Origin of the sequence: Specibacter cremeus, from assembly GCF_003946885.1 — a bacterium.
Taxonomy (GTDB): domain Bacteria; phylum Actinomycetota; class Actinomycetes; order Actinomycetales; family Micrococcaceae; genus Specibacter; species Specibacter cremeus.
Map to the genome: position 1 here is coordinate 64,251 of NZ_RWKQ01000008.1, position 22,629 is coordinate 86,879.

Below are 22,629 nucleotides of genomic sequence, written 5' to 3' on the forward strand. Positions count from 1 at the left end.
TTGAGAATACCCGCGGCAGCGTGTGAGGAAAGGAGCTTGCGTCATGGATAAGCAGGCACCCTCACACGACGCCGACGCGTCCACCCACGGGACGGCCCGCGACGCGGTGCAGGGCACGACGACGGTCGGCTCACCCGACGCCGTCAGCGCGCGGCGCAGCACCGAGATCCGGCCCACCTTTCCGGGGCGCCGGGAACGCACCAGGGCCCGGCTGGCCCGGTTGACCGGGTGGAGCGCCGGAAATTATTCGCCGATCCTCGAACCGCTGTTGCGCATCGTGCGGGTCAACAATCCCAAAGAGGATCTGGAGCTGATCCAGCGCGCGTTCAGCGTGGCCGAGAAATGCCATGAAGGTCAGAAGCGCAAGAGCGGCGACCCGTACATCACGCACCCGGTGGCCGTGGCCACGATCCTGGCCGAGTTGGGCATGACCGGTCCCACGCTCGCCGCGGCGCTGCTCCACGACACGGTGGAGGACACCCCGTACTCGCTTGAGGCGTTGCGGGCCGACTTCGGCGACGAGATCGCCATGCTCGTCGACGGTGTGACCAAGCTTGACAAGGTCACGTACGGCGAATCGGCGCAATCCGAGACCGTGCGCAAGATGGTCATCGCCATGGCCAAGGACATCCGGGTGCTCGTGATCAAGCTGGCGGACCGGCTGCACAACGCGCGCACCTGGCGGTTCGTGTCCGCCGAATCGTCCAGCCGGAAGGCCCGCGAGACGCTGGACATCTTCGCCCCGCTGGCGCACCGGCTCGGCATGAACACCATCAAGTGGGAGCTCGAGGACCTGTCGTTTGCGGCGCTCTACCCGAAGGTGTACGAGGAAATCGTGCGCATGGTCGGGGACCGCACGCCCGAACGCGAGAAGCACCTGGCCGTCATCCGCAAGCAGATCGACGAGGACCTGCGCGCGGCGAAGATCAAGGCCGAGATCTCCGGCCGGCCCAAGCACTACTACTCCGTCTACCAGAAGATGATCGTCCGGGCGAAGGATTTCGACGACATCAACGACCTCATGGGCGTGCGCGTGCTGGTGGACACGGTCCGGGACTGCTATGCGGCGCTGGGCGCCATGCATGCGCGCTGGAACCCGCTGCCGGGCCGGTTCAAGGACTACATCGCCATGCCCAAGTTCAACATGTACCAGTCGCTGCACACGACCGTGATCGGGCCCGGCGGCAAGCCCGTCGAGATCCAGATCCGCACGCACGAGATGCACCAGCGGGCCGAATACGGCGTGGCCGCGCACTGGAAGTACAAGTCGGGCAACAAGGAGGGCGCCCGGTCCGGCCAGGAGGACATGAACTGGCTGCGCACCCTCGTCGACTGGCAGCAGGAGACGCGCGACCCGGCCGAGTTCCTCGATTCGCTGCGGTACGAGATGAACGCCAAGGAGGTGTTCGTCTTCACGCCCAAGGGCGAGGTCATGGCGTTGCCGGCCGGGTCCACCCCGGTGGACTTCGCGTATGCGGTGCACACCGAGGTGGGCCATCGGACCATCGGCGCCCGGGTCAACGGCAAGCTCGTGCCGCTCAACAGCGAGCTGCAGCACGGCGACTCCGTGGAGGTGTTCACGTCCAAGGCCGAGGGCGCCGGCCCCAGCCAGGACTGGCAGAACTTCGTCAAGAGCCCGCGGGCGCGCAACAAGATCCGGCAGTGGTTCAGCAAGGAACGCCGCGAGGAGGCCATCGAGAAGGGCAAGGAGCTTCTCACCCGGGCCATGCGCAAGCAGAACCTGCCGCTGCAGAAGATGATGACGCACGAGGCGCTGCTCTCGGTGGCCGAGCATTTCCGGCTGTTGGACGTGTCCGCGCTGTACGCGGCCGTCGGAGACGGCCACACGTCGGCCCAGTCGGTCGTGGAGCGGCTCGTGGATCTGCTCGGCGGGCCGGAGGCGGCCGACGAGACCGCGGTCCAGGTCCCGTCCAGCGTCTCGAACGCGCGCTCGCGCATTTCCGAGTCCGGGGTCATCGTCCATGGCCTTGACGACGTCCTGGTGAAGCTGGCCCGCTGCTGCACACCCGTGCCGCCGGACGCGATCATGGGGTTCATCACGAAGGGCTCCGGCGTGTCCGTGCACCGCACCGACTGCAAGAACCTCGAGCACATGCGCAACGAGCCCGACCGCCTGGTCAGCGTCGAGTGGGCGCCGGACCAGTCGGGCGTGTTCCTGGTCGAGATCCAGGTCGAGGCGCTGGACCGCAAGTCCTTGTTGTCGGACGTGACGCGCATTCTGTCGGAGAACCACGTCAACATCCTGGCCGCCAGCGTCAACACGTCCCGCGACCGGGTGGCCATGTCGCGCTTCGCGTTCGAGATGGGCGACCCCAAGTACCTGCATCACGTGCTCAACGCCGTCCGGCGCATCGACGGCGTGTTCGACGTGTACCGGACCACCGGCTCGCAGCGCCGCGCCTAGCCGCCCTCCATCAGCTGCTCGAGCAGCGCCAGGGCGCGCAGCTTCCAGGGCAGCCCCGGAACCCGGGCGATCTCGGTGCGGACCCGGTGCAGCGGCGCATCAAGCCAGGCGGCGGCGTCCAGCCGGCGCAGCACGGGCGCGGCCGCGGGCGCCGGAACGTACAACGCGATGTCCATGGCCGTGCGCAGGCCGGTGGTCACGGAGGCGTCGCCCACGGCCGTGACGTCGGCATCGGCAAGCGCGACCTCGTGCAGCGTGCAGCCGCTGAAGGGCGGCAGTTCGGTGGTTCGGCGGGCATTGGCCACGACCAGGGCGATCCGTTCCGGGGGAGGGGCGCAGCCGTAGACCCAGGCGGCCGCCAGCCGGCCGATTGCGACGCGCGGCACAAGGGCCGGGGGCACCTTGCGCAGGAGCGCCGCCGCGCGGAGCGCGGGCGTCTCCGCGATGGTCACGGACCGGTACACGCCGGCGCAGACACCCCGGGCGACGCCGTCCAGGCGCATGGCGCACAGTTCCCCTTCGGAGAACAGCGTCCCCGCCACCAATACGCCGGCCGCGCCGCCGCCGGGCATCTCGTCCTCGGCCCGCTGCCCTGCGGGCTGGCCGACCGTGGGTTGGCTGGCTTGGCGCAACCGCGGGTGGCGAAGCGGGCCGGCGGAGTCCGGTGGTTGCGAAGGCATCATGCGTCCAGCCTGCCCCGCCGTCGCGGCAACGCAAAGGCCCCGCCGCCGGCCTGTGGACAACACGTGCGCGGTAGCACATGTGCAGGACGGCCGTGACGGGGCCCCTGCGTCGGGAGGGCGTGGGTGGGCCCACAGCTCCGAGGGGCCCGTTGATGACGCGCCCGCGTGGACTTCACGGTGGGCTGGCAAGTGGGTGGGCCCACGCGCCCGAGGGCCCCGATGGGACATCGCGCTAGCGATGGACCATCGGGAGGGCGTGGGGACTACGCGAAGTCCTCCGCGGCCTTGCGGACCTGCTCCAGCCACAGTTCACGGGCGGCCAGCGCCTCCGTGGCATCCTTGATCTTGCGGGCGTCACCGGCGCGCTCGGCGTCGGCCAGTTCGTCCCGCAGGCCCGCAATGGTGGCCTCGAGCTGGACCAGGGCGCTGCTGGTGCGGGCCTTGGCCTCGGGGTCGCTGCGCCGCCACGTCTCGTCTTCGGCCGAACGGACCGCGTCCTCCACCTTGCGCAGGCCGGCCTCGATGCGCTGCATGTCGCCGCGCGGCACCTTGCCGGCGTCCTCCCACCGGTCGCGGATGGACTGCAACGCCTTCTTGGCCGCGGCCAGGTCGGTGATGGGCAGCAGGGCCTGTGCCTCGGCGACGAGCTCCTCCTTGACCACCAGGTTGGCGCCGAATTCCTCGTCGAGCGCGTTGTTGGCCGACTGCCGGGCGTTGAAGAACACGTCCTGGGCGGCGCGGAAGCGGGCCCACAGGGCGTCGTCCTCCTTGCGGCTGGCGCGCGGCGACGCCTTCCACTGGTCCATGAGGCGGCGGTACTCGCCGGCGGCATAGCCCCAGTCGGTCGACGACGAGAGGGCCTCGGCATCGGCGATCAGCTTCTCCTTGGCCGACTTGGCGGCGGCGTTGTTGCTGTCCAACTGGGAGAAGAACGCCCGGCGGTGGCGGTCGAAGATGGTCCGGGCGGACCGGAACCGCTTCCACAGGCCCTCTTCGGTGGCACGGCCCAAACGCAGCCCGCTCTTCTGCGCGCTCTTCCACGCCTCGAACAGTTCGTTCATGCGGGCACTGGAGGTCTTCCACTGGATCGTGGATGGCTCCTGCCCGGCGAGCTGCTCGGCCTCGGCCACGATGGCCTCGCGCGCGGCCAGTTCGGTAGCCCGGGCAGCCTCGTGCGCGGCACGTTCCGCCCCGGCCAGTTCCTTGACGGCCGTCTCGAGGGCGTCCAGCCGGGCCGCGGCGGCGTTCACGTCGCCCACGAAATTCCGTTCGGCCAGCTGATCGCGCAGGTGCGTGACGGTCTTGCTCATGTCGGATGCGGCCGCCTTGGCCTCGACACGCTGTTCAAGGAGGGTGATCTGGGCCGTGATGTCCTCGAACTTGCGGGCGAAATACGCCAGCGCCTCATCCCGGCTGGCTCCCGGGTACTGCCCAACCGGGTGCTCCTCGCCGTCGAGGCGCAGGAATACGTGCCCGTCGTCGTCCGCGCGGCCGAACGCCGCGGCCGCGGCCAGGTCCACGACCGGGGCCGGAACGGCCGGCACGGCGGGAACCGCGGCGGCCGGTGCCGGCCTGGGCCGGCCGGCGAAGGCCGTGGGGGACGGGGTGGGCTTGACGACCGGGGTTTCGGCCGTGGTTTCGTCGGATTGCTGACTCTGTGTCACCGCTAGAAATCTTTCGCGTCGAGGGGTACCTGCCGGGCGTGAAGAATGTCCGGCCGGCATCTGTTCAGGTGCCTGCACGTTGGATATGGCTTGCACGTTAGATACTACGGCCGATTCACATTACTTCAGCGTAAACGAGTCTATCGTTACCTTGGTCACAGGGGCCCCGTCCGTGGCGCCGCCCGCGATGCCGGCGGCCGCGATCTTCTTCACGACGTCGAGGCCGCTGGTGATGTGGCCGACGATTGTGTAGCCGCCCGCGTCCTGCGGCAGCGTCGTGTCCCCGAAGGTGACGAAGAACTGGGTGCCGTTGCTGTAGGTGGATGTGCCGCGGGCGACGGCGATCGTGCCGGCCCGGTACAGGCCGTTGGCGGGGGAGTTCTCCACCGGCCCCCACTGGTAGTTCGGGTCGCCCTTGCCGTCGCCGTGGAGCGAGCCGCACTGCAGCAGCTGGAAGTTCGCCGCATTGGTCAACCGGTGGCAGGTCTTGCCCTTGAAGAAGCCCTGGTCGGCCAGGGACTTGAACACGGCGGCGGCCTGCGGGGCCTTCGTGCCGGATAGTTCCACGCCCATCGGCTGGCCGTTGAGCGTCAGGGTGCCCGTGAACGTCCTGCCCTTGGCGGTGCTTGCGGCCGGCACGCCCGCACTGTTGGTCTGCGCGGCCGGTGGCTGCGTCGATGGCGCGGTGGATGACGCGGACGGTGACGCGCCGGCGGCAGCCGTGTTCGCCGTCGGATGTGAGAACACCGTCAGGGCGAGCACGACGGCGACCACGATCACGACGGCCATGGCGGCGGCGGCGATGAGGTTGTCGCGCTTGCGCCGGCCCGACTGGCGGGCGTGCAGGGCGGCGTTGGCTTCCATCCGGGCCACGCGCAAACGCGCCTCGCGGCCGTCCTTCTTGCTCTGGGCCAACGCTGTCTCTCCTTCGTCCTGCGGGCGCCGTGGCGGCCGGCATTGCAGTGGTGCCGGCCCGGCGGGTTCGAAACGGCGGGCCGGGAACACATAAAATGGCTGCCGCAGACAGTTTACCCATGCGTTACCCCCGTCCCTGCGCCCGGTCCGCCGCGCGCATACCGCGAATTAGGAGAGTCCCTTCCATGGCACGCACCGCCTCCCTGTCAGGTTTCCCCGAGTGGCTACCTCAGGAGCGGCTGGTGGAACTGCATGTGCTGGACACGTTGCGCCGCACCTTCGAGCTGCACGGTTTCTCCTCGATCGAGACCCGTGCGGTGGAGACGGTCGGGCAGCTGCTGCGCAAGGGCGAGATCGACAAGGAGGTCTACGGCCTCTCGCGCCTGCAGGACGACGACGATGCCGGCAAGGACGACCCCAGCCAACTGGCGCTGCACTTCGACCTAACCGTGCCTTTCGCCCGCTACGTTGTGGAGAACGCCGGCTACCTGTCGTTCCCGTTCCGGCGCTACCAGATCCAGAAGGTGTGGCGCGGTGAACGCCCGCAGGAGGGGCGGTCGCGCGAGTTCACCCAGGCGGACATCGACGTGGTGGCCGACGGCGTGCTGCCGTTCCGCTATGACGTGGAGCTTGCGCTCGTCATCGCCGAGGCACTGACCGCGTTGCCGTTGCCGGCGTTCAAGCTGCGCATCAACAACCGGAAGCTGGCCGAGGGGTTCTACCGCGGCATCGGGCTCACGGACACGGCCGGGGTGCTGCGCAGCATCGACAAGCTGGAGAAGATCGGCGCCGGCGCCGTGGCCGGGCTGCTCAAGAGCGAACTGGGCGCCACCGACGAGCAGGCCGCCAAGGCGCTGGCGTTGGCGTCCATCCGCACCGAGGACGTCTCCTTCGTGGCGCGGGTCCGGGCGCTCGGCGTCACGGACGAACTGCTCGAGGAGGGCCTGGACGAGCTGGAACAGGTCATTTCCGCCGCCGTGGCCCGCGCCCCGGGATCCGTCGTGGCCGACCTCTCGATCGCCCGCGGCCTGGACTATTACACCGGTACCGTGTACGAGACCGTGCTGGTGGGCCACGAGGCGCTCGGGTCCATCTGCTCCGGCGGGCGGTACGACGCGCTGGCGGCCAAGGGCAACCGCACGTTCCCGGGCGTCGGCCTGTCCATCGGGGTCACTCGGCTCGTCTCGCGCATCCTCAGCCACGAGCTGGCCACCGCGTCGCGTTCCGTGCCCACGGCCGTGCTCGTCACGCTGGCCGACGAGGACGGCTGGATGGCCGCCCAGGACGTGGCCGCGCAGTTGCGCGCCCGCGGCATCGCCACGGAGGTTGCCGCCAAGGCGGACAAGTTCGGCAAGCAGATCAAGTACGCCGACCGGCGCGGCATCCCGTTCGTCTGGTTCACCGAACCGGACGGCAGCCACCAGGTCAAGGACATCCGCAGCGGCGAGCAGGTGCCGGCCGATCCGGCGTCCTGGATGCCCCCGGCCGCCGACCTGGCGCCGACCATCACGATAAGCTGATCGGCCGGTGATCGAGCCTGTCGAAATCACCCCTGGTCTCGACAGGCTCGACCACCGGTTCGGTGATCGAGCCTGTCGAAATCACCCGGGTCTCGACAGGCTCGACCACCGGTTCGGTGATTGAGCTTGTCGAAATCACCCCGGGTCTCGCTCCCCAGCGGCTCCTACTAAACTCTTCAGTAGCGTCAAACCCACCATTGAAAGGAATGCTGTGCTGCGCACACATGACCTTGGCTCCCTGCGGGCCGAGCACATCGGACAAACGGTAACCCTGACGGGGTGGGTTGCCCGCCGCCGCGACCATGGCGGAGTTGCGTTCCTGGACCTGCGCGACGCCTCGGGCGTCAGCCAGGTGGTGGTCCGTGAGGAAGACGTGTTCCACGCCCTGCGCAACGAGTTCGTGCTGCAGGTGACCGGCGCCGTGGCGCGCAGGCCCGAGGGCAATGAGAACGCGCACCTCGCCACCGGTGAGATCGAAGTGTTGGCCGATGACGTCGTCGTGCTCAATGAGGCCGCCCCGCTGCCGTTCCAGGTCGATGAGCACGTCGAGGTGGGCGAGGAGGCGCGCCTGAAGCACCGCTACCTGGACCTGCGCCGGCCGGCCATGCAGCGCAACATCCGGCTGCGCTCGGAGGCGAACCGGGTGGCCCGCGAACTGCTGCACGACGAGGGCTACATCGAGATCGAGACCCCCACGTTGACGCGCTCCACGCCGGAGGGCGCCCGCGACTTCCTGGTCCCGGCCCGCCTGGCCCCGGGCTCCTGGTACGCGCTGCCGCAGTCCCCGCAGCTGTTCAAGCAGCTGCTGCAGGTGGGCGGGTTCGAGAAGTACTACCAGATCGCCCGCTGCTACCGCGACGAGGACTTCCGCGCCGACCGCCAACCGGAGTTCACCCAGCTGGACATCGAGGCGAGCTTCGTCGACCAGGAGGACATCATCGCCCTGGGCGAGAAGATCGTCTCCGCCCTGTGGCAGCTGATCGACGTGCAGATCCCGCTGCCCATCCGGCGCATGACGTACTGGGACGCGATGGCCCGCTACGGTTCCGACAAGCCGGACCTGCGCTTCGGGCTCGAGTTGACCGAGCTGACCGACTTCTTCAAGGACACGAACTTCGGCGTGTTCAAGGCCCCGTATGTGGGCGCCGTCGTCATGCCCGGCGGGGCGTCGCAGCCGCGTCGCACGCTGGACGCCTGGCAGGAATGGGCCAAGCAGCGCGGCGCCAAGGGCCTGGCCTACGTGCTGTTCAAGGAGGACGGCGAGCTGGCCGGCCCCGTCGCCAAGAACCTGACCGACGCCGAGCGCGCCGGCCTGGCCGGCGCCGTGGGCGCCAAGCCCGGCGACTGCATCTTCTTCGCCGCGGGCGAGACGTCCCCGTCCCGGGCGCTGCTCGGCGCCGCGCGCGTGGAGATCGGCCACCGCACCGGGCTGATCGACCCGGCCGACTGGGCGTTCGTGTGGATCGTCGACGCGCCGCTGTTCGAGCCCACCGCCGCGGCCGTGGGCAGCGGCGACGTGGCCGTGGGGCACAGCGCCTGGACGGCCGTGCACCACGCGTTCACCTCGCCCAAGCCCGAATTCATGGACACGTTCGACACCGACCCGGACAGTGCCCTGGCCTATGCGTACGACATCGTCTGCAACGGCAACGAGATCGGTGGCGGTTCCATCCGTATCCACCGCCGCGACGTCCAGGAGCGCATCTTCGCCGTCATGGGCATCGGCGAGGAGGAGGCACAGGAGAAGTTCGGCTTCCTGCTCGACGGGTTCAAGTTCGGCGCCCCGCCGCACGGCGGCATCGCCCTCGGCTGGGACCGGGTCGTGTCGCTGCTGGCCGGCGCCGACTCGATCCGCGACGTCATCGCGTTCCCGAAGTCCGGCGGCGGCTACGACCCGCTGACCGCGGCCCCGGCCCCGATCACGGCGCAGCAGCGCAAGGAGGCGGGCGTGGACTTCAAGCCCGAGGCCAAGAAGGACGAATCCAGGTAAATCCAGTGCAGGAAGGCCGGTCTCCGTCACAAAAGGAGACCGGCCTTCCCCGTCTCACCGGCCTTCGACGGTGAGCCCGGACACGACCTGGGCCAACTCCGGAACTGCCCGGACGACGTCGGACAGCGCACCTGCCGCCGTGACCTTGCCGCCCACCGTGATGGCATCCAGGGAGCCTTCGAGCTCCATGGCCGGGACGCCGCCGCCCTCGGTGCGCACATCCCCGCCGATGCTGACGGTGCCAATGCGGCCGCCCGGCTTGATGCTGAGCGCAATGGCTGACAACGGCAGCAGCACGCCCTTGACCAGCGATTCGCCAGTGCCGCCCTCCGTCCGCAGGTCGCCGCGGATGGTCAGCACCGGCAGGTCTCGGCTGACTTGGACGCCCACCGAGCCGTCGCCGTGGGTGGTGATGGAGTCAAAGACGGCTTCCTGGAGCGAGCCGTCGTAAACGTTGAAGCCGCGCGCGCCGAGGCCAAACGTCTCGACTGGCGCATTGACGGTGAGCGTGCCGATGTCGCCAAAGTTCACAAAGCCAATGCCGCTGGGTCCCCGCGACGTGACGGCGGCGTGCGCGTTCCATGCGGTCACCGCACCCCAATTGTCCAGGACCATGTCATTTTGGCCATACGTGGTGGTGGCGCCCAAGTTGCGCACCTCCGCGACATTGGCGCCGGAGATGACGAAGACGCCGCCGCTGATCAGATCCGGCGTGCCGGGGGCTATGCCGCCGTCGGAGAAAACGTCCCCGGTGCTCAGAAGTTCGACGGCGATGCTGCCGCCGTCCGCCTTGCCCGCCGTATCGCCGTGCCCGCCGACAAACACGCCGCTGCCGCGGACAGGCTCCTGTGCCGTCCCCGCGGAAATGTTTTCCAGCCGGGCCGTGAGCTTCACGGCGCTGTCCGGCTGCCGATTCCATAAGGTGAACGCACCCTGCAGCGCCTCCACGCCAAACCCCGTGGGCCGGTGGAAACGCCCGCGGGTGTCCGCGGCGATGACGTGTACGCCGTCGGCCTCCACCCGGCCCGAGCGCACGTTTTGGTCGGCCGCGAGAAAGACCTGGCCGGTGGTCGTGACATTGGCCAGGGTCAGCGTGCCGAAATCGGCGACGGTGGTGTCGTTGTAAATGGCGACCTCGTGGGGTTCCGTGGTGACGGTGACGTCCTGAACGGTGTTGTTGCTGGTGAGCTGCAACCCCTTGGCGCCAAAGGCGAGCCGGCCGCCGCGCAGCGACACGCCGGGTGGCAGGGTCACCGACGGCATGCCCTTGAGGCTGCCGGTCACCTCGATGTTGGTTGCACCGGAAGACAACGCTTCCGTGAGTTCGCTGACGCTTGCCACCTGTGTCCAAGCCATGGAGAACCACCGTTTCCGTCGTTGCGTATGTTGGTCCTGCTTGCGGGCCACTCTCGGGGTGCCTGGGTGAAACAGTAGTACCAGTTTTTGGCAGGTGGGTAGTGAAATCCGGCGATGAGGGCGTTTCGCGTGACGGGGCCGTGCGTGCGCCTAGGANGCGCCGGAGGCCCACACGCTCGAGGGCTGGGTTTTGCGTTCCGCCGGCTCGGTCACCCAGCGCGCCAACTCGATCTGGCCCGCATCACAGCCGGAGGAACTGAATGCGGCCCTGCGTAGCGCCGCGGATTGGTATGCCACGCGCCGCCAGCCGGTCATCTTCCAGCTGACGCACCGACTCGAAAACGCCGCGCTGGAGGAATTCCTCGATGGCGAACGTTATTCCCGCCAGTCGGAAACCGTCATCATGACGGCGTCCGGGGAGACGGCCGGTTCCGTGAGCCGGCCGGTGGCCGGTGAAGTCGTCCTTGCCGATTCGCCGTCGGAGCAGTGGCTGGACCTGTGGTGGCGTGTTGACGGCAGGGGTGGCGCCGCCGAACGCCACATGGCGCGTTCCATTATTCTGGGCACGCCTTCCGTATACGCCACGGCGGTGGACGGCCGCGGGGCGGCCATTGGAACCGGCAGGATTTCCATCCTGGATGGCTGGGGTGGCATTTACGCCATGGCAGTGCATCCGGAATTCCGCCGGCAGGGCGTGGCCACGGCCGTTGTCGGCGCACTCCTGGCCGCCGGCCGCGATGCGGGCGCAGCGAATTTCTGGCTCATGGCCACCGTCGCCAACACGGGAGCCCGCGAACTGTACCAGCGGGCCGGATTTGCCGAAGCGGGGCGCTACCACTACCGCCAGGCGCCGTGCCCGGTCACGGGAGCGTGCTGAATCCCCGGTGCCGGCCTCATCTCGGGTCGCTCACCCTCACCCGGATGGCGCAGAAGTCCGCGGCGGCCTTCACCAGCACGGCAAGGTTCGGATCGCCGACCGCGATCGGCGCCACCCGGGGGCGCCCGGCGAAGGGTCGCAGTGCCGGTTCGGCCAGTACGGCATCGACCAACGCCCTGTCCCCGCCGACTGCCACATACTCGAAGTCCTGCCCGGCGAATACCCGGGCCGCCTCCAGCGCCGTGCGCTCGACGAGGCCGTCGGCCTGGTTGGCGCGGCGCCGGGCGAAGCGGTGCTGCGACTGGCCGCCGGCCGCCGTCCTGGACTGCACGTACTTCGTGCCGCACTTGTGCACCAGCAACGTGCCGGACACGGCCACGCCCACCGCATATCCGCCCCGGCGCACCAGCAGCACACCGAAGCGTCGTTCCTGCGTGGCAAGCGAGGAAAGGCGGGAGACCAGGTCGGGTCCGCGGCCCGGGCGCCCGGCGTCCGGCCACGGGGGCGCCAACAACGCCACCGCACCGTCGTGGGCGCGCAACACCACGCCGTCGTCCGTGTCCTCCACCGGCGCGAGACCCCCGTGCGCGGCCGAGAACCGCTCCACCCACCCCGACAACCGGGCGGCGGACACGAACGCGGTGCGGGTCGGAGTGTTCACGCGCCCAGCCTAATCCCCACGCCCTCCCGATCTTCACCGCGCTGGGCGCGATGAAGATCGGGCCCCGCGGGCGCGTGGGCCCAGGCGGATAGGCTGGGAGCGTGAGTGACCTCTTTGACAGCGCCTTTGGCGACGACGAACCGGACGACGCCGGCACCGTCACCTTTGGCGGCGAGCCGGCAGGAGCGTCGCGCCCGCGCAGCCCACTGGCCGTTCGCATGCGCCCGCGCACGCTGGCCGAGGTGGTGGGGCAGCAGCACCTGCTGGGCCCGGGCTCGCCGCTGCAGGTGCTGGCCGGCGGCGGTGGAGCGGGCGGCCCGGCCGGCCCCAGCTCGGTCATGCTCTGGGGCCCGCCCGGGACCGGGAAGACCACCCTGGCCCACGTGATTGCGCGCGGCCCGGGGCGGAAGTTCGTGGAGCTCTCCGCGATCACCGCCGGGGTGAAGGACGTGCGGCGCGTCATGGACCAGGCGCTCACCGACCGGGACCTGCACGGTCGCACCACGGTGCTGTTCCTGGACGAGATCCACCGCTTCAACAAGGCCCAGCAGGACGCGCTGCTGCCCGGCGTGGAGAACCGGTGGGTGGTGCTGGTCGCCGCCACCACGGAAAACCCGTCGTTCTCCGTGGTCTCACCTCTGCTCTCCCGCTCCATCCTGCTCACCCTCAAGCCGCTGACCAACGCCGACATCCAGGGGCTCGTGGAACGGGCCGTGACGGATCCGCGCGGGCTGGACGGGGCCATTGAGCTGACGCCGGAGGCGCTGGACCACCTGGTGCGGCTGGCCAGCGGCGACGCCCGCCGGGCCTTGACCACCCTGGAAGCCGCCGCGGGGGTGGCGTTGTCCGAGGCCAGCGCGCCGGACGACGACGGCCCCGTCCTGGTGGATCTTGGCATCGCCGAACGGGCCATTGACGCCGCGGCCGTCCGCTACGACCGGGCCGGCGACCAGCACTACGACATCATCAGCGCGTTCATCAAGTCGCTGCGCGGCTCCGACGTGGACGCGGCCCTGCACTACCTGGCGCGCATGCTGGAGGCAGGGGAGGACCCGCGCTTCATCGGCCGGCGCCTCATGATCTCCGCCGCCGAGGACGTCGGCATGGCAGATCCCACCGCCCTGCAGACGGCCGTGGCGGCGGCCCAGGCCGTGGCGCTCATCGGCATGCCGGAGGCGCGGATCATCCTGGCCGAGGCCGTCGTGCACGTGGCGACGGCGCCGAAGTCCAACGCCGCGTACAACGGGATCAACGCGGCCATCGCCGACGTCCGGGCCGGCAAGGGCACCGACGTGCCGGCCCACCTGCGGGACGCCCACTACCCGGGGGCCCGGGGTCTGGGCCACGGCCAGGGGTACGTCTACGCCCACGACGCCCCGCACCACATCGCCGCCCAGCAGTACGCCCCGGACGACCTGGTGGGCCACGACTACTACCTGCCCACCGGCAACGGCGTCGAACGCGACCTGTCGGCGCGCGTGGCCCGGCTGCGCGGCATCATCCGCGGCGCCGGCGGATGATAGGCTGGATGGCGCACTGGCAAGCCCCGGCTCCATGCCCGAGACCCCATCCGGGAAATCGACGCATGCCCGGCGGTTGCAGCGAAGGGCGGCGACAGCCCCAGCTCTCCATGATGGAGGCCAGGATCCAGTCATGTCGCACCATATTGGAAGGACACCGTGGCTAACAACACACGTGCCCGCCGTCAGGCCCGCCTTTCGCGGTCCCTCGGCATTGCTCTGACCCCCAAGGCGGCCAAGTACCTCGAGCGCCGTCCGTACGGACCCGGCGAACACGGCCGCGCCCGCAAGAAACAGGACAGCGACTACGCGGTTCGACTGCGTGAGAAGCAGCGCCTGCGCGCCCAGTACGGCATCCGCGAGGCGCAGCTGACGCGCGCCTTCGAGGAAGCCAAGCGCACCAAGGGCCTGACCGGTGAAACCCTGGTCGAGCTGCTGGAATCCCGCCTGGATGCCCTGGTCCTGCGTGCCGGCTTCGCCCGCACCACCGCCCAGGCCCGCCAGCTGGTCGTGCACCGCCACATCATGGTCGACGGCGCCCGCGTGGACCGCCCGTCCTACCGCGTCACGGAGGGTCAGCTGATCCACGTGCACCCGCGTAGCCAGACCATGGTTCCCCTGCAATTGGCCGCCGCCGGCGCCCACCGCGACGTGCTGCCGAACGTTCCGGCCTACCTGGACGTCAAGCTGGAAAGCCTCCAGGCCCGTCTGGTGCGCAAGCCCAAGCGCGTCGAGGTTCCGGTGCAGGTCGAAGAGCAGCTGGTCGTCGAATTCTACTCGCGCTGATTCTTATCACAGCGTGAGTCGTCCGGCACCGCCGAGCACGACACTGCAGGACAGCCCGCGGCACCCGCCGCGGGCTGTTTTGTAGGTAAGGTACCAAGGGAGGCAAATCCCGGTGGAATCACAAGGAAGGCAGGCATCCGTGAGCGGCGCAGACATCGCAGGATTGATCGCGGCGGGGGTCTTCGCCGTACTGGTGGCCCTCCTGGCCGTGCCGATCGTCAAGCTGGGCCACGTGTTCGACGAGATGCGCAGCACCATCAAGCAGATCAGTGACGGTGCCACCCCGCTGATCGACGAGGTCACCACCACCGTCTCTACCACGAATGCGCAGTTGACGAAGGTCGACGACATCTCCACCAACATCTCCGACGCCACGGCCAACATCTCCGCCCTGTCGTCCCTGTTCGCCGCCACCCTGGGCCGGCCGCTGATCAAGGTCGCGGCCTTCTCCTACGGGGTGCGCGAGGCGTTCGCCGGACGCGGCGCGAAGCCCGCGCCCCGCCGCGGCCGCTAGCCACAGCGCCCCGAATCCCTTGGAGGGAACTGACGAATGAAGAAGATCTTCTGGCTGGGCGTGGGCATCACCATCGGCGTGGTGGCCGCCCGCAAGATCGCCGGCGCCAAGGGTGCGCTCGGGCCCGCCGGCATCAACCGCGCCGTCGGCCGGGCGAGTGATTCGCTGCACGACTTCGCCGGCGCCGTCGTGGCCGGCATGGGCGAGCGTGAAACCGAGCTGCGCCGGGCCCTGGGACTGGACACCGACCACGAGGTCGGCTCGCGCCAATCGCGTCGCAGACACTAGCAGCCGTCACTAGCAGTCGGCACCGGGCGCCGGCGCCCCTTGACTTTTTACCTGTTCCAACCATTGAAGGGACCCTTTTCGGTCATGAAATCCCACGAAATCGCACGCCGCTGGATCGAGTTCTTCGCCAGCAAGGGACACACCCCCGTGCCTTCGGCGTCGCTGGTCTCCTCCGATCCGTCGCTGTTGTTCACCGTGGCCGGCATGGTCCCCTTCATCCCCTACCTGACGGCCCGCGAGGTGCCCCCGTACAACCGCGCCACGAGCGTGCAGAAGTGCATCCGCACCGGCGACATCGATGAGGTCGGCAAGACCGTGCGCCACGGCACGTTCTTCCAGATGTGCGGCAACTTCTCCTTCGGCGACTACTTCAAGGAAGGCGCCATCACCTATGCGTGGGAGCTGCTGACCACCCCGGTCGCCGACGGCGGCTTCGGCCTGCCCGTGGACAGGCTGTGGGTCACCGTGTACGAGGAGGACGAGGAGGCCCTGGTGATCTGGCGGGAGAAGGTCGGCGTCGCCCCGGACCGGATCCAGAAGTTCGGCAAGACGGACAACTACTGGTCCACCGGCCAGCCCGGCCCGGCCGGCCCCTGCTCGGAGATCTTCTACGACCGCGGCCCCGAGTACGGTGTCGAGGGCGGCCCCGTGGCCGACGAGACCCGGTACATCGAGATCTGGAACCTCGTGTTCATGCAGTACCAGATCGACAACGTCACGTCGAAGACGGACTTCGACGTCGTCGGCGAACTGCCCAACAAGAACATCGACACGGGCCTCGGTCTGGAACGCCTGGCCATGATCCTGCAAGGCGTGGAGAACATGTACGAGACGGACCAGGTCCGCCCCGTGCTGGACGCGGCCGCCGCGCTCGCCGGCAAGGAGTACACGTCCACGGAGGACCCGGCCGACCCGCACCACCCCGACGACGTGCGCCTGCGTGTGGTCGCCGACCACATCCGCTCCGCCCTCATGCTCATCTCCGACGGCGTCAGCCCGTCCAACGAGGGCCGCGGCTACGTGCTGCGCCGCCTCATCCGCCGCGCCGTGCGCGCCATGCGCCTCATGGGCGTGGAGAAGGCGTGCCTGCCGGACCTGCTGCCGGTCTCCCGCGACGCCATGAAGGGCTCCTACCCGCACGTCGAGACCGACTTCGCCCGCATTTCCCGCATCGCCTACGCCGAGGAGAAGGCGTTCCTGCGCACCATCGCCAGCGGCACGGCCCGGCTCGAGGAGGCCGTGCGCGAATCCAAGGCGGCCAACACACAGCTCAGCGCCGCCGAGGCGTTCGCACTGCACGACACCTACGGCTTCCCGATCGACCTGACACTGGAAATGGCGGGCGAGGCCGGGCTGGCCGTCGACGAGGCCGGGTTCCGCTCGCTCATGCTCGAACAGCGGCAGCGCGCCCAGGCGGACGCCCGGCAGAAGAAGAGCGGCCACGCCGACCTGACGGTGTTCCACGAACTGCTCGCCGAGGGCGAGACCGTGTTCACCGGCTACACCGAGCTCGACGGCGAGGGCCGGGTCCGCTCGATCCTGTCCGGCGGCCGGCGGGTGGACCGGGCCGGCGCCGGTGCCGAGGTCGAGATCGTGCTCGACGAGACCCCGTTCTACGCCGAGGCCGGCGGCCAGGCCGCCGACACCGGCCTCATCACCGGGGACGGGTTCGTCGTGGAGGTGTTGGACGTGCAGCGTCCGCTCAAGGGCCTGAGCGTGCACAAGGCGATCGTGCGCGACGGCGAACTGCCGGCCGACGCCCTGGTGCGCGCCGCCGTCGACCGCGAACGCCGGCACGCCGCCGAGCAGGCCCACTCCGGCACCCACATCGTGCACGCCGCCCTGCACCAGATCCTCGGCCCGGAGGCGCTGCAGCGCGGCTCCTACAACAAGGCCGGCTACCTGCGCTTCGACTTCTCCTGGGGCGAGGGCCTGAGCCAGGCCACCCGCTCGGAGATCGAGGAGGTGTCGAACATCGCCATCCGCAACAACTTCCACGTCAACACGCGCGTCATGGACCTCGACGCCGCCAAGGCCCTGGGCGCCACGGCGCTGTTCGGCGAGAACTACGGGCGCGAGGTGCGCGTCGTGGAGATCGACGGCGCCTGGTCCCGTGAACTGTGCGGCGGCACCCACGTCGGCAGCACCTCCCAGATCGGCAGCCTCACGCTGCTCGGCGAGGCGTCCGTCGGCTCCGGCAACCGCCGCGTCGAGGCGTTCGTCGGCATGGACGCGTTCCGGCACCTGGCCGCCGAGCGGGCCCTCGTCACCGAGCTGACCGACATGCTCAAGGTGCCCTCGAACCTGCTGCAGGAACGCATCGCGGCCACGCTGGCCAAGTTGAAGAACGCCGAGCGCGAACTCGAGCGGCTCCGCAAGGAGCAACTCGTCGCCCAGGCCGGCGCGCTGCTGGCGACCGCCGTCGACGCCAACGGGGTCAAGGTCATCACGCACGACGCCGGCGAGGTCTCCGGCGCCGACGACCTGCGCGGTCTCGCCCTCGACCTGCGCCAGCGCTTCGGCGCCGACGCGGCCACGGTCGCCGTGGCAGGCGTGGCCAACGCCCGGCCGGTCATCCTGGTCGCCACGAATGACGCCGCCCGCGCCGCGGGCGTCAAGGCCGGGGCGCTGGCGAAGCTGGCCGCCGGGCTGCTCGGCGGCGGCGGCGGCGGCAAGCCCGACGTGGCCCAGGGCGGCGGCACGGACGCGACCCGCATCCCCGCCGCACTGGCCGCCGTCCTCGACGAGATCCGGAACCGGGGCTAGTGTCACAGGCACCGCGGGGGGTCAGGCTGGGCGTGGACGTGGGCACGGTCCGCGTCGGACTGGCCGCCTGCGATCCGGACAGCATCCTGGCCACGCCGGTCAAGACACTGTCCCGGGACGCAAAGAAGAACTCGGATATCCGGGTGATCGTGCGCGAGGTGGACGAACGCAATGCGGTGGAGGTCTTCGTCGGCCTGCCACGCACCCTGCGCGGCGCCGAGAAGGCATCGGCCGAGATGGCCCGGGCCTACGCGCTGTTGCTGGTGCGGGCGCTGGCCGGCGCCGGCCGGGACGTGCCGGTGCGCCTGGTCGACGAACGCCTGACCACGGTCACCGCGCACCAGGCCCTGCACGCGGCTGGCCGCGACAGCCGCGAACATCGTAAGCTGGTAGATCAGGTGGCGGCGGTCGCGATACTGCAGCACGCCATCGACATGGAGAAATCTCGGCAGGAAGCTGTCGGCGAATTGGTGGAACTGCCGGATCCCGATGCCGTGGGGCGCATCGATCCGGCCAACGAGAAGAGGAACCTGTCATCGGGACCCCAATGAGCAGCGCGTGGACGTCGTGAACGAACCCGTGACGCGGCGCACCGGGCGGCGTGCCGCGCGCCCGGTCGAGGCCACCCCCGAACCGCTGCCGGCCCAGTTCCACCACGCCGACGGCCGCGCGCGGCCCTGGCCGGACCACGAGCCCGCCGCGCACCGGGCCGCCGATCCCGGCTACGCCGGCCATGGCACGGACGACCATGCGGCGGACGACCACCTGCCGGTGGACCACGCCGCCACGGACCCCTACGCCACGGACCCCTACACCGCCGCTCCCTACCCGGACGAGCCCCACGGGCACTTCGCCGATGAGTCGTTGCCGTCGCGACGCAGCAGCCGGGTCTCCAAGCGGGTGCGCAAGCGCCGCCGCACCCTGGCCTTCCTGGTTGTGCTGGCGTTGTTCGCCGGCGTTGTCTTCTTCGTTGTCCAGATGGTCCAGCCGATGCTCGGCTCCATGGGTGCCGCCGACTACCCGGGCCCCGGTACCGGATCCGTGCAGCTCGTGGTCCCCGACGGGGCCACCGCACGATCCGTCGCCGCGGAGCTCAAGGGCGAGGACATCGTGGCCAGCGAGGCCGCGTTCCTGGACGCGCTCACGGCGGCCAAGGGCGCCGGCGCGCTGCAACCGGGCACGTTCAGCATGAAGAAGCAGATGCGCGCCGCGGACGCCGTCGCCATCCTGCTCGCCGTGGACGGCGCCAAGGTCAGCTATGCGGCCGTCGCGCAGAACCTGCGCATCGATGAGGCCCTGGCCGTGCTGTCCAAGAGCACCCACCTGCCGCTGGCGGACTTCCAGAAGCTGGCCAACGACCCCGCCCAGTTCGACCTGCCCAAGCAGGCGAAGAACCTCGAGGGCTACCTGTCCCCGGGCGAATACAGGTTCCCCGTCGACTACACGGCCAAACAGGTCCTCGCCGACATGGTGGCCGCGACGACGAAGAACCTGGCCGCCGCGGGCGTCACCGCAGCGGACCAGCAGTTCCGCGTGCTCACGATCGCCAGCATCATCGAATTCGAGGGCAACAAGGCCAACTACGCCAAGATCTCCGGTGCCATTGAAAACCGCCTGAACAACCCGAACGCGGAAACCGGCGGCCGGCTGGAGTCGGATGCGACCGTCGCGTACGGGCTGGGCATCAAGACCTACAACATCACGGCGGCGCAGAAGGCCGACAAGTCCAACAAGTACAACACGTTCGCCAACCCCGGCCTGCCCGTCGGCCCGATCGGCTCGCCGGGGGCCGACGCCATCAAGGCCGCCGCACAGCCGCAGGCCAACCCGTACTACTTCTGGGTCACGGTGAACCTGGACACGGGCGAGACCCTGTACGCCACGACCTATGCGGAGCACCAGAAGAACGTGAAGCTGTACCAGCAGTGGTGCACGGCCAACCCCGGGAAATGCGGCTAGATGACCGGCACGCTCCACGGCGCCGTCCTTGGCCATCCGATCGGCCATTCGAAGTCGCCGGCGCTGCACCGCGCGGCCTACCGGCTGCTCGGTCTGGACTTCAGCTACGAGGCCATCGACACCACCAACGCCTCGTTCCCGGCGCTGCTGGACCGGGTCCGGGCGGAGCGCACCTGGTACGGGCTGTCCGTCACCATGCCATTGAAGAACGACGCCGCGGCCCTGGTTGATGAGCTGACCCCCACGGCGCGCCTGCTCGATTCGGTCAACACGGTCGTGGTGACCGGGACGGACGACGGCGGCACGCACCTGCTCGGCGACAACACCGATGTTGCGGGGCTTGTCAACGCGCTCCGGCACGCCGGGGTCGGCCGCGCGCCGCGCGTCGCCGTGCTGGGCGGTGGCGGCACGGCCGTGTCGGCCGTCGCCGCCGCCGCGCGCCTCGGCGCCCCCGCCATCGACGTGTTCCTGCGCAACCCGGCCAAGGCCGGGCCCACCCGGGACGTCGCCGAAGCGCTCGGACTCGCCCATGCGGTGCGCGGCTGGGACGAAGCGGCGCGCGCCCTGGCCGGGTTCGACGTCGTCATGTCAACGCTTCCGCCGCACGGTGCGGACGCACTGGCCGGTGAGCTGGCCGGCGCAACGGCCGGGACCGGGGGCCCGGCGGCCGGCCGGTTCCTGCTGGACGCCGCCTACGACCCGTGGCCCAGCGCACTGGCGGCAACCTGGTCGCGTCTCGGCGGCGTGATCGTGCCGGGCATCGAGATGCTCCTGTACCAGGGCGTCGAGCAGGTCAAGATGTTTGCCCGGGCCGGTGGGGGAGCGGCGGCGGTGGCCGCCGCCCGGGAGCGCGACGTCATCAATGTGATGTGTGACGCAATCGGGTTGGCCCGGCGCTAGGGCGCCGGACAGAGCATGGCAGGATGGAATCTATGTTGCGTTGGTTGACCGCCGGGGAATCACATGGCCCCGCCCTTGTCGGAATCATTGAAGGCGTCCCGGCCGGGGTGGAACTCACCAGCGCCCGGATCCAGGATGCGCTGGCCCGGCGCCGGCTCGGCTACGGCCGCGGCGCGCGGATGAAGTTCGAACAGGACGTGGTGACGATCCTCGGCGGCGTCCGCCACGGGCTGACGCAGGGCGGTCCGGTGGCCATCCAGGTCGCCAACTCCGAATGGCCCAAATGGGAGGACATCATGTCCGCCGACCCGGTGGACCCCGAGGTGCTCGAGGGGCAGGCACGCAACGCGCCGCTGACCCGCCCGCGCCCAGGCCACGCCGACTTCACCGGCATGCAAAAGTACGGGTTCGACGAGGCCCGTCCGGTGCTCGAACGTGCCAGCGCCCGCGAAACGGCCACCCGCGTGGCCCTGGGCGTCGTGGCCGCGCAAATCCTGCGCGCGGTCGGCGTCGAGGTTGTCAGCCACACGGTCGAGTTGGCCACCGTGGCCGTGCCGGCCGGCGCCGACGTGCCGCTGCCCGGCGACGTGGCCGCCCTGGACGCCGACCCGCTGCGCTGCTTTGACGCGGAAACCTCGGCCGCCATGGTGGCCGAGGTCGACGCCGCACACAAGGAGGGCGAGACGCTCGGCGGTGTCGTCGAGGTGCTCGCCTACGGCCTGCCGCCGGGGTTGGGCAGCTACGTGCACTGGGACCGGCGCCTCGACTCCCGGCTGGCCGCCGCACTCATGGGCATCCAGGCCATCAAGGGCGTGGAGGTCGGCGACGGCTTCGCCACGGCCCGGCGCCGCGGTTCGGCCGCCCACGACGAGATCGTGCGGGACGCCGACGGGCGCATCACCCGCGCCGGCAACCGGGCCGGCGGCATCGAGGGCGGCATGAGCATCGGCGACGTGCTGCGCGTGCGCGCGGCCATGAAGCCCATCGCCACCGTGCCCCGGGCGCTGCGGACCATCGACGTGGCCACCGGCGAACCGGCCAAGGCCCACCACCAGCGCTCCGACGTGTGTGCCGTCCCGGCAGCGGGCGTCGTGGCCGAGGCCATGGTGGCGCTGGTACTCGCCGACGCCCTCGTGGAGAAGTTCGGCGGCGACTCGATCACCGAACTGGCACGCAACGTGGAGTCCTACCTGGCCGGCATCCCGGCCGCCCTGGACACGCTGGGGCGGTGATGGCCGGCAAGTCGGTCGGTACAACGGGCGGGACCTTCCGCCCCGCCCGGACCGTGGCGCTGATCGGCCCCATGGCTGTCGGGAAGTCCGTGGTCGGCGCCGAGCTGGCCCGGGCCCTGCACCTGGAGTTCATCGACACGGACCACCAGATCACGGCCAAGCACGGCCCGATCCCCGGAATCTTCGCCAGCCACGGCGAACACCACTTCCGCCGGCTGGAGGCGCGTGCCGTGGCCGACGTGTTGGATCGTCGTGGCGACCAGGTCTGTGTGCTGTCCCTCGGCGGCGGTGCCGTGCTCGACTCGGGCACCCAGCAACTGCTGGCCCGGGCCACCGTCGTCTACCTGCGGGCCGGGCTGGAGACCGTGCGGGAGCGCATCACCCGCACCACCGGGCGTCCGCTGCTGGCCGAGGACCCCGTGGCGGCGTGGCAGCGACTGGCGGCCGCCAGGGCGCCCGTCTACGAACGGCTGGCCGACATCACTGTCGATGTCGACGACAGTGACATCCACCAGGTTGTGAACCGGCTGATCGGGCTGCTCGGCCCCGACGCCGGCGCAGCCACCGACTGAG

At 70.0% G+C, this 22,629-nt stretch carries 18 protein-coding genes and 1 pseudogene; 14 read left to right on the forward strand and 5 right to left on the reverse strand.

What is annotated here, in order from left to right:
* Positions 1-43: 43 nt before the first annotated feature.
* The gene (locus EJC77_RS04590) at positions 44-2,425 is read left to right on the forward strand and encodes a RelA/SpoT family protein (protein WP_125610396.1); all 2,382 of its coding nucleotides are present in this window, start codon (positions 44-46) and stop codon (positions 2,423-2,425) included.
* On the opposite strand, the gene EJC77_RS04595 is transcribed toward EJC77_RS04590, so the two are convergent.
* The 3 genes from EJC77_RS04595 to EJC77_RS04605 form a co-directional block, all read right to left on the reverse strand.
* The gene (locus EJC77_RS04595; protein ID WP_205786848.1) at positions 2,422-3,105 is read right to left on the reverse strand and encodes a hypothetical protein; all 684 of its coding nucleotides are present in this window, start codon (positions 3,103-3,105) and stop codon (positions 2,422-2,424) included. The genes EJC77_RS04590 and EJC77_RS04595 overlap by 4 nt on opposite strands.
* Before the next feature lie 266 nt (positions 3,106-3,371).
* Entirely contained in the window at positions 3,372-4,832 is a 1,461-nt protein-coding gene (locus tag EJC77_RS04600; protein WP_125610438.1) for a DUF349 domain-containing protein, read from the reverse strand.
* A 60-nt stretch (positions 4,833-4,892) separates the two neighbouring features.
* Positions 4,893-5,687 carry a peptidylprolyl isomerase gene (locus EJC77_RS04605; RefSeq protein ID WP_125610398.1) on the reverse strand — a complete coding sequence of 265 codons (795 nt, stop codon included), beginning with the start codon at positions 5,685-5,687 and terminating at the stop codon, positions 4,893-4,895.
* A 185-nt stretch (positions 5,688-5,872) separates the two neighbouring features.
* Between EJC77_RS04605 and hisS the strand changes: the two genes are divergently transcribed.
* Together hisS and aspS are read left to right on the forward strand one after the other, a co-directional pair.
* On the forward strand, positions 5,873-7,207 hold the full coding sequence (gene hisS, locus EJC77_RS04610; protein ID WP_125610399.1) for a histidine--tRNA ligase: 1,335 nt from the start codon (positions 5,873-5,875) through the stop codon (positions 7,205-7,207).
* 211 nt (positions 7,208-7,418) lie between these two features.
* A complete protein-coding gene (aspS, locus tag EJC77_RS04615; RefSeq protein ID WP_125610400.1) occupies positions 7,419-9,197 on the forward strand; it encodes an aspartate--tRNA ligase in 1,779 nt (592 codons plus the stop codon).
* Between the two features lie 54 nt (positions 9,198-9,251).
* Here the strand turns inward: aspS and EJC77_RS04620 are convergent, their stop codons facing one another.
* Positions 9,252-10,553 (reverse strand): hypothetical protein, encoded by a 1,302-nt coding sequence (locus EJC77_RS04620; RefSeq protein ID WP_125610401.1) that lies wholly within the window; start codon positions 10,551-10,553, stop codon positions 9,252-9,254.
* Between the two features lie 175 nt (positions 10,554-10,728).
* Between EJC77_RS04620 and EJC77_RS04625 the strand changes: the two are divergent.
* Positions 10,729-11,430 (forward strand): annotated as a pseudogene (locus tag EJC77_RS04625) (GNAT family N-acetyltransferase); the annotation flags it as partial.
* Positions 11,431-11,446: 16 nt separating this feature from the next.
* On the opposite strand, the gene EJC77_RS04630 reads toward EJC77_RS04625, so the two are convergent.
* The gene (locus EJC77_RS04630; RefSeq protein WP_125610403.1) at positions 11,447-12,091 is read right to left on the reverse strand and encodes an acVLRF1 family peptidyl-tRNA hydrolase; all 645 of its coding nucleotides are present in this window, start codon (positions 12,089-12,091) and stop codon (positions 11,447-11,449) included.
* Between the two features lie 101 nt (positions 12,092-12,192).
* Here EJC77_RS04630 and EJC77_RS04635 point away from each other — a divergent pair, with 101 nt between their 5' ends.
* From EJC77_RS04635 to EJC77_RS04680, 10 genes are all read left to right on the forward strand, one after another.
* The gene (locus tag EJC77_RS04635; RefSeq protein ID WP_125610404.1) at positions 12,193-13,611 is read left to right on the forward strand and encodes a replication-associated recombination protein A; all 1,419 of its coding nucleotides are present in this window, start codon (positions 12,193-12,195) and stop codon (positions 13,609-13,611) included.
* 159 nt (positions 13,612-13,770) lie between these two features.
* A complete protein-coding gene (gene rpsD, locus EJC77_RS04640) occupies positions 13,771-14,397 on the forward strand; it encodes a 30S ribosomal protein S4 (protein ID WP_125610405.1) in 627 nt (208 codons plus the stop codon).
* Between the two features lie 139 nt (positions 14,398-14,536).
* The gene (locus EJC77_RS04645) at positions 14,537-14,911 is read left to right on the forward strand and encodes a DUF948 domain-containing protein (RefSeq protein WP_125610406.1); all 375 of its coding nucleotides are present in this window, start codon (positions 14,537-14,539) and stop codon (positions 14,909-14,911) included.
* 36 nt (positions 14,912-14,947) lie between these two features.
* A complete protein-coding gene (locus EJC77_RS04650; RefSeq protein WP_205786850.1) occupies positions 14,948-15,199 on the forward strand; it encodes a hypothetical protein in 252 nt (83 codons plus the stop codon).
* 84 nt (positions 15,200-15,283) lie between these two features.
* Positions 15,284-17,965 (forward strand): alanine--tRNA ligase, encoded by a 2,682-nt coding sequence (gene alaS / locus EJC77_RS04655; RefSeq protein WP_125610407.1) that lies wholly within the window; start codon positions 15,284-15,286, stop codon positions 17,963-17,965.
* Complete coding sequence (gene ruvX / locus EJC77_RS04660) at positions 17,965-18,516, forward strand: Holliday junction resolvase RuvX (RefSeq protein WP_125610408.1); 552 nt, start codon at positions 17,965-17,967, stop codon at positions 18,514-18,516. Before alaS ends, ruvX begins: the two co-directional genes overlap by 1 nt.
* A gap of 7 nt (positions 18,517-18,523) precedes the next feature.
* A complete protein-coding gene (mltG, locus tag EJC77_RS04665; RefSeq protein WP_240629766.1) occupies positions 18,524-19,924 on the forward strand; it encodes an endolytic transglycosylase MltG in 1,401 nt (466 codons plus the stop codon).
* On the forward strand, positions 19,925-20,824 hold the full coding sequence (locus EJC77_RS04670) for a shikimate dehydrogenase (RefSeq protein WP_125610410.1): 900 nt from the start codon (positions 19,925-19,927) through the stop codon (positions 20,822-20,824).
* 32 nt (positions 20,825-20,856) lie between these two features.
* On the forward strand, positions 20,857-22,056 hold the full coding sequence (gene aroC / locus EJC77_RS04675) for a chorismate synthase (RefSeq protein WP_125610411.1): 1,200 nt from the start codon (positions 20,857-20,859) through the stop codon (positions 22,054-22,056).
* Positions 22,056-22,628, forward strand: a complete 573-nt coding sequence (locus EJC77_RS04680) for a shikimate kinase (protein ID WP_125610412.1) — start codon at positions 22,056-22,058, stop codon at positions 22,626-22,628. The genes aroC and EJC77_RS04680 overlap by 1 nt, the downstream gene beginning before the upstream one ends.
* The last annotated feature ends 1 nt before the right edge of the window (position 22,629 follow it).